14 protein-coding genes are annotated in these 11,911 nt (G+C 69.3%); 12 read left to right on the top strand and 2 right to left on the bottom strand.

Features of this window, described 5'->3' with window-relative positions:
* Positions 1-504 precede the first annotated feature (504 nt).
* From coxB to A7A76_RS26740, 6 genes are all read left to right on the top strand, one after another.
* Positions 505-1,452 carry a cytochrome c oxidase subunit II gene (gene coxB / locus A7A76_RS15800; RefSeq protein WP_206412084.1) on the top strand — a complete coding sequence of 316 codons (948 nt, stop codon included), beginning with the start codon at positions 505-507 and terminating at the stop codon, positions 1,450-1,452.
* A 26-nt stretch (positions 1,453-1,478) separates the two neighbouring features.
* On the top strand, positions 1,479-3,104 hold the full coding sequence (gene ctaD, locus A7A76_RS15805) for a cytochrome c oxidase subunit I (protein ID WP_206412085.1): 1,626 nt from the start codon (positions 1,479-1,481) through the stop codon (positions 3,102-3,104).
* A gap of 61 nt (positions 3,105-3,165) precedes the next feature.
* Entirely contained in the window at positions 3,166-3,303 is a 138-nt protein-coding gene (locus A7A76_RS15810; protein ID WP_206412086.1) for a hypothetical protein, read from the top strand.
* The gene (locus A7A76_RS15815) at positions 3,300-3,935 is read left to right on the top strand and encodes a cytochrome c oxidase assembly protein (RefSeq protein ID WP_206412087.1); all 636 of its coding nucleotides are present in this window, start codon (positions 3,300-3,302) and stop codon (positions 3,933-3,935) included. The genes A7A76_RS15810 and A7A76_RS15815 overlap by 4 nt, the downstream gene beginning before the upstream one ends.
* 35 nt (positions 3,936-3,970) lie before the next feature.
* Positions 3,971-4,849, top strand: coding sequence for a cytochrome c oxidase subunit 3 (locus tag A7A76_RS15820; protein WP_206412088.1), 879 nt, complete (start codon positions 3,971-3,973; stop codon positions 4,847-4,849).
* Between the two features lie 132 nt (positions 4,850-4,981).
* Positions 4,982-5,221, top strand: coding sequence for a DUF6053 domain-containing protein (locus A7A76_RS26740; protein WP_428995170.1), 240 nt, complete (start codon positions 4,982-4,984; stop codon positions 5,219-5,221).
* On the opposite strand, the gene A7A76_RS15825 is transcribed toward A7A76_RS26740, so the two are convergent.
* Positions 5,187-5,414 carry a twin transmembrane helix small protein gene (locus A7A76_RS15825; RefSeq protein ID WP_074872554.1) on the bottom strand — a complete coding sequence of 76 codons (228 nt, stop codon included), beginning with the start codon at positions 5,412-5,414 and terminating at the stop codon, positions 5,187-5,189. The genes A7A76_RS26740 and A7A76_RS15825 overlap by 35 nt on opposite strands.
* 66 nt (positions 5,415-5,480) lie before the next feature.
* Between A7A76_RS15825 and A7A76_RS15830 the strand changes: the two genes are divergently transcribed.
* From A7A76_RS15830 to A7A76_RS15850, 5 genes are all read left to right on the top strand, one after another.
* The gene (locus A7A76_RS15830; protein WP_206412089.1) at positions 5,481-6,212 is read left to right on the top strand and encodes an SURF1 family cytochrome oxidase biogenesis protein; all 732 of its coding nucleotides are present in this window, start codon (positions 5,481-5,483) and stop codon (positions 6,210-6,212) included.
* The gene (locus A7A76_RS15835) at positions 6,209-6,784 is read left to right on the top strand and encodes a hypothetical protein (protein WP_206412090.1); all 576 of its coding nucleotides are present in this window, start codon (positions 6,209-6,211) and stop codon (positions 6,782-6,784) included. Before A7A76_RS15830 ends, A7A76_RS15835 begins: the two co-directional genes overlap by 4 nt.
* A 79-nt stretch (positions 6,785-6,863) precedes the next feature.
* Complete coding sequence (locus A7A76_RS15840; protein ID WP_206412091.1) at positions 6,864-8,027, top strand: COX15/CtaA family protein; 1,164 nt, start codon at positions 6,864-6,866, stop codon at positions 8,025-8,027.
* Entirely contained in the window at positions 8,027-8,959 is a 933-nt protein-coding gene (locus tag A7A76_RS15845) for a heme o synthase (protein ID WP_206412092.1), read from the top strand. Before A7A76_RS15840 ends, A7A76_RS15845 begins: the two co-directional genes overlap by 1 nt.
* 131 nt (positions 8,960-9,090) lie before the next feature.
* Entirely contained in the window at positions 9,091-10,425 is a 1,335-nt protein-coding gene (locus A7A76_RS15850) for a metal-dependent hydrolase family protein (protein ID WP_206412093.1), read from the top strand.
* A gap of 212 nt (positions 10,426-10,637) precedes the next feature.
* On the opposite strand, the gene A7A76_RS15855 is transcribed toward A7A76_RS15850, so the two are convergent.
* Complete coding sequence (locus A7A76_RS15855; protein ID WP_206412094.1) at positions 10,638-11,636, bottom strand: bile acid:sodium symporter family protein; 999 nt, start codon at positions 11,634-11,636, stop codon at positions 10,638-10,640.
* Here A7A76_RS15855 and A7A76_RS15860 point away from each other — a divergent pair.
* A partial coding sequence (locus tag A7A76_RS15860; protein WP_206412095.1) for a hypothetical protein occupies positions 11,623-11,911 on the top strand: 289 nt, incomplete at its 3' end. The genes A7A76_RS15855 and A7A76_RS15860 overlap by 14 nt on opposite strands.

The following is an 11,911-nucleotide window of genomic DNA, read 5'->3' on the forward strand; positions in this document are numbered from 1 at the left end:
GGCCGCGGCGGGGTCGGCGTGGGCCGGTGCTGGCCCGGCGCGGGTTCGCTACCGGCCGGCGTGGCGCCCAGATCGGCGCGGATCGCTCGCGCGGACAGGCGATCGGGCCGTTCCGGCAAGGTCTGCGGCCGCGCCGCGGACTTGCTCGCAAGGCCTGCATTGGATGCGCTAACTTGCATCGGTCACGTTTGCGACGCATGCCCCGATTGCGCGCCCGGCCGGCCGTGCGCGGCGCAAACCCGCGCCGACATTGGTTCTGCGCGATTTTCGCCGGCGCGCGCTCGGTGCAAGTGGCGGGTTGCCGCAGGGCGGGGGCGCCGCTACCATTTCTCGGTTATCCGTAGCGCCGATCCCGGCGTGATGGGCCCGGCAGGGCTCGCCAGCCACCTCGCAGTTCCCGCACGGTCCGCGCGCCCCTCCAAGGGCGCCGCCGGCGCCGGGAGGAGAGGCAGCCCGCGGAGCGCGCGTTAGATCACCACACTGATTTATTCGGGGCTCGAACTGATGAAAGCCGGTCGTTTCAAGCAGTGGGCAGCGGGCGTCGCCGCGATGGCGTCGCCGGTCCTGGCGTTCGCGCAGGCGGCCGATCCCAAGCCGTGGCAGTTGAACATGGGCAAGGGCGTCACCGCCCAATCGATGAACGCCCACTCCGCGCACATGCTGGCGCTGTGGATCTGCGTGGTGATCGGCATCCTGGTCTTCGGCGCGATGGCCGTGGCCATGTTCAAGTTCCGCAAGTCCAAGGGCGCGGTGCCCGACAAGGACTTCGTCCACAGCACCAAGCTGGAGATCGTCTGGACGGTCGTGCCGGTGGCGCTGCTGGTGCTGATGGCGTTCCCCGCCACCAGCAAGCTCATCAACATGTACGACACCCGCGATTCGGCGATGACGGTGAAGATCACCGGCTACCAATGGATGTGGAAGTACGACTACCTCGGCGAAGGCGTGTCCTTCACCAGCCGCCTGGACCGCAAGAGCGACCAGCTGCGCCAGAGCGGCAAGCACGTCACCGCCGCCGACCACGAGCACTACCTGCTCGACGTCGACAACGTCCTGGTGCTGCCCACCGACACCAAGATCCGCTTCGTGATCACCGCCGACGACGTCATCCACGCCTGGTGGGTGCCGGCGCTGGGCTGGAAGCAGGACGCGATCCCGGGCATCGTCAACGAGGCCTGGACCGACATCAAGGAGCCGGGCATCTACCGCGGCCAGTGCGCCGAGCTGTGCGGCAAGGACCACGGCTTCATGCCGATCGTGGTGCGCGCGCTGCCCAAGGCCGAATACCAGCAGTGGCTGGCCGAGCAGAAGGCCAAGAACGCTCCGGCGGCTCCGGCCGCCGCTCCGGCGCCCGCCGAGGCCGCTCCCGCCGCCGCGCAGGCTCCGGCCGCCGGCACTGCCAGTTCCGATGCCCCGGCCGCCGCCCCGCAGGGCGCCGCGACCGCCGGTTGATCGTCCGCATTTATCAGAGGTAGGTCATGGCAGCCACGCACCCCGTCGCCGATCACCACGAGCATCACGATGATCACGCCCACCAGCAGGGCTTCATCGAGCGTTGGTTCTTCTCGACCAACCACAAGGACATCGGCACGCTGTATCTGATTTTCAGCTTCGTGATGTTCATCATCGGCGCAGGCATGTCGGTGGTCATCCGGGCCGAACTCGCCGAGCCGGGCCTGCAGTTCGTCAAGCCCGAGTTCTTCAACCAGATGACCACGATGCACGCGCTGGTCATGATCTTCGGCGGCGTGATGCCGGCCTTCGTCGGCCTGGCCAACTGGATGATCCCGCTGCAGATCGGCGCGCCGGACATGGCGCTGCCGCGCATGAACAACTGGTCGTTCTGGATCCTTCCGTTCGCCTTCACCCTGCTGCTGATGACCCTGTTCCTGCCGGGCGGCGCGCCGGCCGGCGGCTGGACGCTGTACCCGCCGCTGTCGCTGCAGGGCGGCTCCAACGTCGCCTTCGCGATCTTCGCCATCCACATGATGGGCATCAGCTCGATCATGGGCGCGATCAACGTCATCGCCACCATCCTCAACATGCGCGCCCCGGGCGTGGACCTGCTGAAGATGCCGATCTTCTGCTGGACCTGGCTGATCACCGCGTTTCTGCTGATCGCGGTGATGCCGGTGCTGGCCGGCGCGGTGACGATGCTGCTGACCGACAAGTTCTTCGCCACCTCGTTCTTCAACGCGGCCGGCGGCGGCGACCCGGTGATGTTCCAGCACATCTTCTGGTTCTTCGGGCATCCCGAGGTCTACATCATGATCCTGCCGGCGTTCGGCGTGGTCTCGGAGATCATCCCGACCTTCGCCCGCAAGCCGCTGTTCGGCTACCAGGCCATGGTGTACGCGACCGCGTCGATCGCCTTCCTCTCGTTCATCGTGTGGGCGCACCACATGTTCACCGTCGGCATGCCGCTCGGTGGCGAGATCTACTTCATGTTCGCGACCATGCTGATCGCGGTGCCGACCGGCGTGAAGGTGTTCAACTGGGTCACCACGATGTGGCGCGGCTCGATGACCTTCGAAGCGCCGATGCTGTGGGCGGTCGCCTTCGTCATCCTGTTCACCATCGGCGGCTTCTCGGGCCTGATGCTGGCCATCGTTCCGGCCGACTTCCAGTACCACGACACCTACTTCGTGGTCGCCCACTTCCACTACGTGCTGGTGACCGGCGCGCTGTTCTCGATCATCGCCGCGGTCTACTACTGGTGGCCGAAGTGGACCGGCCGCATGTACAACGAAGGCCTGGCCAAGTTCCACTTCTGGTGGACGATGGTGTTCGTCAACCTGCTGTTCTTCCCGCAGCACTTCCTGGGCCTGGCCGGCATGCCGCGCCGCATCCCGGACTACAACGTGGTGTTCGCGGACTGGAACCTGGTCAGCTCGATCGGCGCGTTCGGCATGTTCCTGACGCCGTTCATGATGGCCGGCATCCTGCTGCTGTCGAAGAAGTCCGGCGCCAAGGCCGAGGCGCGCTCGTGGGAAGGCGCCAAGGGCCTGGAGTGGACGGTGCCGAGCCCGGCGCCGCACCACACCTTCGCCACCCCGCCGGTCATCCGCGACGGCGACCTGGCGCACGGCGACATCACCCATTGATCGCGCAGGCGGCGCCGCGTTCGTTCGTAACGATCGCGGCGCGCGCTTCCGGGAGGCCGACATGACTCCGATCCAGGAACCGCAGGACCTCGCTCAGCGCCGCTCGGCCGCGCGGCGGACCGCGTTGTGGTTCGGCGGCGTTGCGGTCGCGGTGTACGTGTTGTTCATCCTCAGCGGCGTGTTCGGGCTCGGCCGATGAGCCAGGACCGCGACCCGCGCGAACCGCAGCCGCAGGACCTCGCCGAGGTCCGCCGGCAGGCGTCGCCGAAGATGACCAAGCTCATGGTCGGCGTGGCGCTGGGCGCGTTCGCCTTCACCTTCGCCCTGGTGCCGCTGTACCGCATCGCCTGCGAGAAGGTGTTCGGCATCCGCCTGGAACGCGGCGTCGCCGACGCCGACCGCGGCGGCCACGCGGTCAGCGACCGCATCGTCACCGTGCAGTTCGACGGCAGCGTCAATTCCAAGCTGCCTTGGGAGTTCCGCCCGCACGCGGTGAGCATGAAGGTGCGCCCGGGCGAGCAGTACGAAACGACTTACTACGCGCGCAACACCAGCGACGCGCCGATCGTCGGCAGCGCCTCGCCCTCGGTGGCCCCGGCGCGCGCGTCGGGCTATTTCAACAAGACCGAATGCTTCTGCTTCACCGCGCAAACGCTGCAGGCCGGCGAGTCGCGCGAGATGCCGGTGCGTTTCATCGTCGATCCGAACCTTCCGGACGGCGTCGAGACCATCACCCTGTCCTACACTTTCTTCAAGAACGACGTGCTCACCGCACGGCTGCAGCAGGGCGCGGTCTCCAAGACGCCGTCCTCGCCGCTGGCCGCGCCTTGAGTTGGCTTCGCACTACCTGACTACGGAACGCCGCCATGGGCCAAGCGCACTCGCCAGACGCCAACATCTATTACGTCCCGCATAGCAGCCGCTGGCCGTTCCTCGGTTCGATCGGCCTGTTCACCCTGATGATCGGCGTGGCCAGCTGGCTCAACGAAGTCAGCTGGGGCAAGCCGACCTTCTTCGTCGGCGTGGCGATGATGATCGCCGTGCTGTTCGGCTGGTTCGGCGATGTGGTCCGCGAGTCGGTGCGCGGCAACTACAATAAGCAGGTCGACGTCTCGTTCCGGATGGGGATGATCTGGTTCATCTTCTCCGAGGTGATGTTCTTCGCCGCGTTCTTCGGCGCGCTGTTCTACGCCCGCACGCTCGCGCTGCCGTGGCTTGGCGGCGAAGGCGACGGCGTGATGACCAACAGCCTGCTGTGGCCGGAATTCAGCGCGGCCTGGCCGAGCGCCGGCCCGGGCGACGTCGGCGGCCACTTCCAGACCATTCCGGCCTGGGGCCTGCCGCTGCTCAACACCCTGATCCTGCTGACCTCCGGCACCACGGTCACCGCCGCGCACCACGCGCTCAAGGCCGGCAACCGCAAGGCGCTGCTGATCTGGCTGGGCTTGACCGTGGCGCTGGGCTGCCTGTTCCTGTTCTTCCAGGCGGAGGAGTACATCCACGCCTACACCGAGTTGAACCTGACCCTGGGCTCGGGCATCTACGGTTCGACCTTCTTCATGCTCACCGGCTTCCACGGCCTGCACGTGACCCTGGGCACGATCATGCTGGCGATCATCTGGTTCCGCTGCCTCAAGGGTCATTTCGACAAGGACAACCACTTCGCGTTCGAAGCGGTGGCCTGGTACTGGCACTTCGTCGACGTGGTGTGGCTGGGCCTGTTCCTGTTCGTCTACGTGCTGTAAGCGCGGCGAAGCGTCGATGCGAAAGGCCGGCCCGGTGGCCGGCCTTTCGTTTTGTGGGCGGGGCAGGCCGGTTGCGGGCTGGAATGGCCCGGGCTCTGCTGTTGTGGGAGGGCCTTCAGGCCCGAGGCTCTTGTGTCGGCTCGCCGCGCGACCCGATCGAAAGGCATCGGGCCTGAAGGCCCTCCCACAAGGGCAAGAGCGAAGGCCGGCCCGAGGCGACCGGCCGCCGCATCGCGGCGACGCACCGGACGGGCGACAATAGCGGTCTGCTGTTCGCCGGCCTGCGGTTCGCCGGTCCGCGGGGTCCGCCAGCGGGCTGGCCGGGTTCGACCCGCCCTCAGCCCGGATTCGACCCCACGCCGTGCGGCGTGATCCAACCCATCCAGATCGACACCACCACGATCAGGATCAGCGCGATGGACAGCGCGATGCGGCGGGTCAGCGCATTGACCGTGCGTTTGCTCTGACCCTTGTCCACCAGCATGTAATACAGGCCCGCCCCCAGGTTCCACAGGATGACCGCCAGGAACGCCACCACCAGCAGGATTTTCAGTTCTTGGCTCATCGAAGCCTCGTTCGGTGCGTGCGCGGGTGCGAAGCCGGGATTATCGCAGCACGCCGGGAGCTTGGGGTGAGCCGCCGCGGCACCGTGCTGCTGGGCTGGACGCTGGCGCTGGCGGCGATCGCGCTGTTCGCCAACCTCGGCCTGTGGCAGGCGCGGCGCGCGGTGGAGAAGCAGGCCATGCTCGACGCGGCCGCGCGCGTGCTCGGCGAGCGCGTGCCGCAGCCGCTGTCGCGCGCGGCCGATCCGCGCCGCGCGCACGACTACGACTGGGCCGAAGGCCGCGGGCGTTTCGACCCGCGCGGCGCCTTGCTGCTCGACAACCAGCAGCGCGGCGGCCGCGCCGGTGTGCGCGTCTACCGGCTGTTCGTGCCCGACGGCGGCGAGCCGTTGCTGGTCGATCTGGGCTGGCTGCCGCTGGGCGGCGAACGCAAGCTGCCGCCGGTGCCGCGGCCCGAAGGCGAACTGGCCTTGCGCGGGCTGCTCAGCGCGCCGCCGTCGGTCGGCATCCCGCTCGGGCCCGGCATCGGCCGCGAAGGCGAGGGCTGGCTGCTGACCCGCGTGGACACCCGCGCGATCGCCGCCGCGCTGGCACTGCCGAAGCCGCTGGCGCCGCGCGTGCTGCGCCTGGATCCGGCGCTGAAGCTCGGCTTCGACCGCGACCTGGAACTGCTCAGCAACACCTTGCCGCCGGACAAGCACCGCGGCTATTCCCTGCAGTGGTTCGCACTCGCCGCGGCGGTGCTGGTCACCGCGCTGATCCTGACTTTCCGGCGTCCGCGCCGCGGAGCCGACCGATGAACTCACCCGCGCCCGTCTCCGACGCCCAGCGCAACCGCAATCGCCTGACCCTGGTGCTGATCGCCGCGTTCTTCTTCGTGCCGATGCTGGTCGCCGGAGTCATGCGCTTCACCGACCGCCACCCGGCGATCAACCGCCAGCACGGCGAACTGCTGGAGCCCAAGCCCGACCTGCGCCGGATCGAGCCGACGCTGGCCGACGGCAAGCCCTACCCGTGGAACCCGGGCGCCCGGGTCTGGCGCATCGTGGTGGCGCCGCAGCCCGATTGCCTGCAGGCCTGCGTCCGGTTGTCGCACGAGCTCGACACCGTGTGGCAGCTGTTCGGCAAGGACGCCGACCAGGTCGACATCCTGTGGCTCGGCGAACCGCCGGCCGGCGCGGCGCGTCCGGCCTCGCTGCGCGTGCTCGGCCCGTCGCCGCAGTTGCGCGAGCGCCTGCCGCGGCTGAACGACCCGGCCGGGCTGCCGGTGTATGTGATCGACCCGAACGGCTTCGTGATTCTGCGTTACGCTCCCGGCTTCCAACCCGGCGGGCTGCGCACGGACCTGAGCCGGCTGCTGAAACTGATGTGACGACGGGCCGCGGCGGCCACGGCGGGCGCAAGGCGCCGCCGTCCCGCACGCGGCGCCTCCAGCGAGACCAAGCGAAGAAATGAGCGTATCCAGCCTCACCGGCCTGAGCGGTCCGGGTTTGCACAAGAATTTCCACCGCATCGCCTGGCTGGCGGTGGCGCTGGCGTTGTGCGTGATCGTGTTCGGCGCGTTCGTGCGCCTGTCCAACGCCGGCCTGAGCTGCCCCGACTGGCCGACCTGCTACGGCCGCGCCGCGTGGCCGTCGCACGCCGACGACGCGGTCGATCACGTCGCCACCCAGATCCGCCCGGTCGAAGTGCACAAGGCCTGGCGCGAGCAGTTCCACCGCATGATCGCCGGCCTGCTCGGCGTGCTGGTGCTGACCTTGGCGCTGGTGTCGGCGCGCCGGCGCAGCAAGGGCATGGCGCAGATCGCGCTGGCCTCGCTGCTGGTCGCCATCGGCATTCCGCTGTACATGAAGGGGCAGCACGTCGCCGCCTCGGCGCTGGCGATTATCGGCGAAGCGATCCTGATCGCCGCCGCCGCGCGCTGGAGCAACACCGACCTGTCGCGGGTGTCGGCGATCACCCTGGCGGTGATCATCTTCCAGGCCTTGCTCGGCATGTGGACGGTGACCTGGCTGCTCAAGCCGATCGTGGTGATGGCGCATCTGCTCGGCGGACTGCTGACCTTCTCGCTGCTGGTGTGGACGGCGTGGCGCGCGACCCACCTGCCGATCCGCCTGGCCGATGCGCCGCGCCTGCGTGGCTGGGTCGGCGTGGGCATCGCCGTGCTCGGCGTGCAGATCGCGCTCGGCGGCTGGACCAGCGCCAACTACGCCGCGCTGGCCTGCGGCAACGATTTCCCGACCTGCGTCGGCCAGTGGTGGCCGCGCCACGACTTCGGCGAGGCGTTCGTGCTGTGGCGCGGCATCGGCGTGGACTACGAAGGCGGCATCCTCGACGGCGAGGCGCGCATCGCCATCCAGCTCGCCCACCGGATCATGGCCGGCGTGGTGTTCGCGTATCTGGCGGCGCTGACGGTCAAGCTGCTGCGCACGCCGGGCCTGCGCGGCTGGGCCACGCTGCTGGGCGCGCTGCTGTTGCTGCAGGTCGGCCTGGGCATCGCCAACGTCAAGCTCGGCCTGCCGCTGGCGGTCGCGGTGGCGCACAACGGCGGCGCCGCGCTGCTGCTGTTCGCCCTGGTCTCGCTGCTCGCGCGCCTGCGCACGCCGGAGCCGTGATGAACGCCGCGCCGCGACCCACCGCCAGGCAGTACTGGGACCTGACCAAGCCGCGCGTGGTCGCGCTGATCGTGTTCACCGCCATCGTCGGCATGTTCATGGCGGTGCCGGGCTGGCCGCCGCTGCGCGAGTCGGTGCTGGGCTTCCTCGGCATCTGGCTGGCGGCCTCGTCCGCGGCGGCGATCAACCAGCTGCTGGATTCGCGCATCGACGCCAAGATGGCGCGCACCTCGTGGCGGCCGATCGTCGCCGGCCAGGTGACGCCGCGCCAGGCGCTGGTGTTCGCGCTGGTGCTGGCGGCGCTGTCGATGACGATCCTGGCGCTGTGGGTCAACGCGATCACCGCGCTGCTGACCTTCGCCTCGTTGATCGGCTACGCGGTGGTCTACACCGTCTATCTGAAGCGCGCCACGCCGCAGAACATCGTCATCGGCGGCATCGCCGGCGCGGCGCCGCCGCTGCTGGGCTGGGCCGCGGTGACCGGCATGCGGGGCGAGTGGGACTGGGCGCACGCGCTGCTGCTGGTGCTGATCATCTTCGTCTGGACCCCGCCGCACTTCTGGGCGCTGGCGATCTTCCGCCGCGCCGACTACGCCCGCGCGATGGTGCCGATGCTGCCGGTCACCCACGGCGTGCAGTACACCCGCTGGCAGATCCTGTTCTACACCGTGCTGCTGGTGGCGGTGACGGTGCTGCCGTGGGCGGCGGGCATGAGCGGCTTGTTCTATCTCGGCGGCGCGCTGGTGCTCGGCGCGGTGTTCCTGTACTACGCCTGGAAGTTGATGGACCCGCCGGACGAGCTGTACGCGATGAAGGTGTTCAACTACTCCATCGTCTACCTGATGGCGTTGTTCGCGTTCCTGCTGGCCGATCACTGGATGCTGCCGGCGCTGGCGCCGGCGGCCGCGTTCGAGCTGCATCCGATCGGCTGAGTCCGCCGCATCGACGGCATCCGCCTGAAGGCGCGGCGCGCTTTATCGAGCCGACCCGCACTGGCGGAGCGCGGCCCGCTCGTGCCTATACTCGCGGCACTGTTCCGCCGATGGGGAGATCGGTGCCGATGATGCCGTACCGCATTCGCAGGGAGCCGCGCGCGTCGCGGCGTGGATGGATTCCGGCGCTGTCGGCGCTGGCCTTGGCGCTCGCGCTGCCGGCGGCGGCGCAGGCGCCGGCAGCCTCGCCTGCGTCCGACACCGTCGTGGTCACCGCCGCGCGCTTGTTCGACGCTAGCAGCGGCCGCCTGGTCGAGAACCCGCAGATCGTGATCCGCGACGGCCGCATCAGCGCGGTCGGCCGCGCCGGCGACGCCGCGCCGGATGGCGCGCGCCGCATCGACCTGGCTGGCATGACCGTGCTGCCGGGCCTGATCGACATGCACGTGCATCTGGATTCGGATCCCAGCTACGGCGGCTATACCGGCCTGCAGTTCAGCGACCGGTTCTGGTCGGTGCTGGCGGTCAAGCACGCGCAGCAGACCTTGCAGGCCGGCTTCACCACCGTGCGCAACGTCGGCGCCGACGCCTGGAACGACGTCGGCCTGCGCCAGGCCATCGACGAAGGCAAACTCGCCGGCCCGCGCATCGTCACCGCCGCGTATTCCTTCGGCGCCACCGGCGGCCACTGCGATTCGACCTATTTCCCGCCGTCGATGGCGCAGAAGAACCCGTACAACGCCGACTCGGCCGCCGAAGCGCGCAAGAGCGTGCGCGAGCTGCGCAAGTACGGCGCGCAAGTGATCAAGATCTGCGCCACCGGCGGCGTGTTCTCGCGCAACACCGAGCCCGGCCAGCAGCAGATGAGCTATGAGGAAATGAAGGCGGTGGCCGACGAGGCGCACCAGTGGGGCCTGCGTGTGGCCGCGCACGCGCACGGCGCGGCCGGCATCCGCGATGCGATCCGCGCCGGCGTGGACACCATCGAGCATGCCAGCCTGATCGACGAGGAAGGCATCCGCCTGGCCAAGCAGCACGGCGCGTGGCTGTCGATGGACATCTACAACACCGACTACACCCAGGCCGAGGGCAAGAAGAACGGCGTGCTCGAGGACAACCTGCGCAAGGACCGCGAGGTCGGCGACATCCAGCGCGAGAACTTCCGCCGCGCGCACGCGGCCGGGGTGAAGATGGTGTACGGCACCGACGCCGGCGTGTATCCGCACGGACTCAACGGCAGGCAGTTCGCGGTGATGACGCGGTATGGGATGAGCGCTGCGCAGGCGATCCGTGCGGCTACGTTCGATGCGGCGCAGGCGCTGGGGCGCAAGGATGTCGGACTGATCGAGGCGGGGCGCTGGGGCGATCTGATCGCGGTGGCCGGCGACCCGACCCAGGATGTGCGCCTGCTCGAGGCGGTGCCGGTGGTGATCAAGGGCGGCGAGGTGGTGAAAGACGCGCGCTGAGCGCGCGCCCTCACCCGTAACGCCGAAGCGACCGCGGAACGCCCGCTGTAGGAGCGGCGCGAGCCGCGACCGCGACAACGCAACTACGCCGAAAGCAACGCCGTGGCTGCGTTGTCGCGGTCGCGGCTCGCGCCGCTCCTACAGTCGGGTACGGATCGACCGAAGCGGCGAAGCGAACCCCGCCGCGCGGTTCCGGCCTCCGCCGAAACCGCTCAGTCCGCCGCTTCCTCCAACTGCGCCCGCGCCGGCGCCTTGCGCGCATAGCGCTGCGCCAGCTGCGCGCAGACGATGAGCTGGATCTGGTGGAAGATCATCACCGGCAGCACGATCGCGCCGAGCGCGCTGCTGGCGAACAGGATCTTCGCCATCGGCACGCCGGTGGCCAGGCTCTTCTTCGAACCGCAGAACACGATGGCGATTTCGTCCTCGCGCGAGAAACCCATTCGCCGCGCGGCGAACGTCGTCAGCACCATGACCGCCGCCAGCAGCAGCGCGCACACCGCGATGACCACGTACAGCGCCGCCACCGGCATGCTCTGCCACAGGCCGCTGTTCATCGAGGCCGAGAACGCGGTGTAGACCACCAGCAGCACCGTGCCTTGGTCGGTGTAGCGCAGCACCGCGCGCTGGCGCTCGACCCAGCCGCCGATCCAGCGCCGCAGCAGGTGGCCGGCCACGAACGGCACCAGCAGCTGCAGCATGATCTTGCCGATGGCCTCGCTCGGGTCGGCCATGCCGCCGTGCGCGCCGGCCAGCGCGCTGAGCAGCAGCGGGGTCAGGAACACGCCGAGCAGGCTCGAGGCCGAGGCGCTGCACACCGCCGCGGGCACGTTGCCGCCGGCCATCGAGGTGAAGGCGATCGACGACTGCACGGTCGAGGGCAGGGTGCACAGGAACAGCAGGCCTAGGTACAGCTCCGGCGTCAGCAGGTGGCCGGACAGCGGCTTCAGCGCCAGGCCCAGCAGCGGGAACGCGATGAAGGTGCTGGCGAAGATCACCAGGTGCAGGCGCCAGTGCAGCATGCCGGCGAGGATCGCCTCGCGCGACAGGCGCGCGCCGTGCAGGAAGAACAGCGCGGCGATGGCCAGGTCGGTGACATCGTCCATCCACTGCGCGGGCGCGCCGTGCAGCGGGAATTTCCAGGCCAGCGCGACCGTGGCCAGCAGGGCCAGGGTGAAGGTGTCCACGCGCAGACGCTTGAGCCAGCTCATCGAAGACCTCGGAGGCGGGATGCTCGGTGGCGCGCGTGGCCTGGGGCCGTCCATGGCCGCGGGCGCTCGCGCGGCTGCGGCCATTGTGGCGGCTGCGGCGCGCGCCGGCCATGCGCGGCGTGGCGGGGTGGTTCAGGCGGATGGGCGACGTGGCTTGTTCGCGCTTTGCGGGCTCTGGCCTTGCGGCGTCTCTTCAATCGTCATCCCCGCGGAGGCGGGGATCCAGAGACTTCAGAGTCATGTCGCGGTAAAGCCCTGGATGCCCGCCTTCGCGG

It is taken from the genome of Lysobacter enzymogenes (genome assembly GCF_017168095.1).
In the GTDB taxonomy this organism is placed as follows: Bacteria; Pseudomonadota; Gammaproteobacteria; order Xanthomonadales; family Xanthomonadaceae; genus Lysobacter; species Lysobacter enzymogenes_D.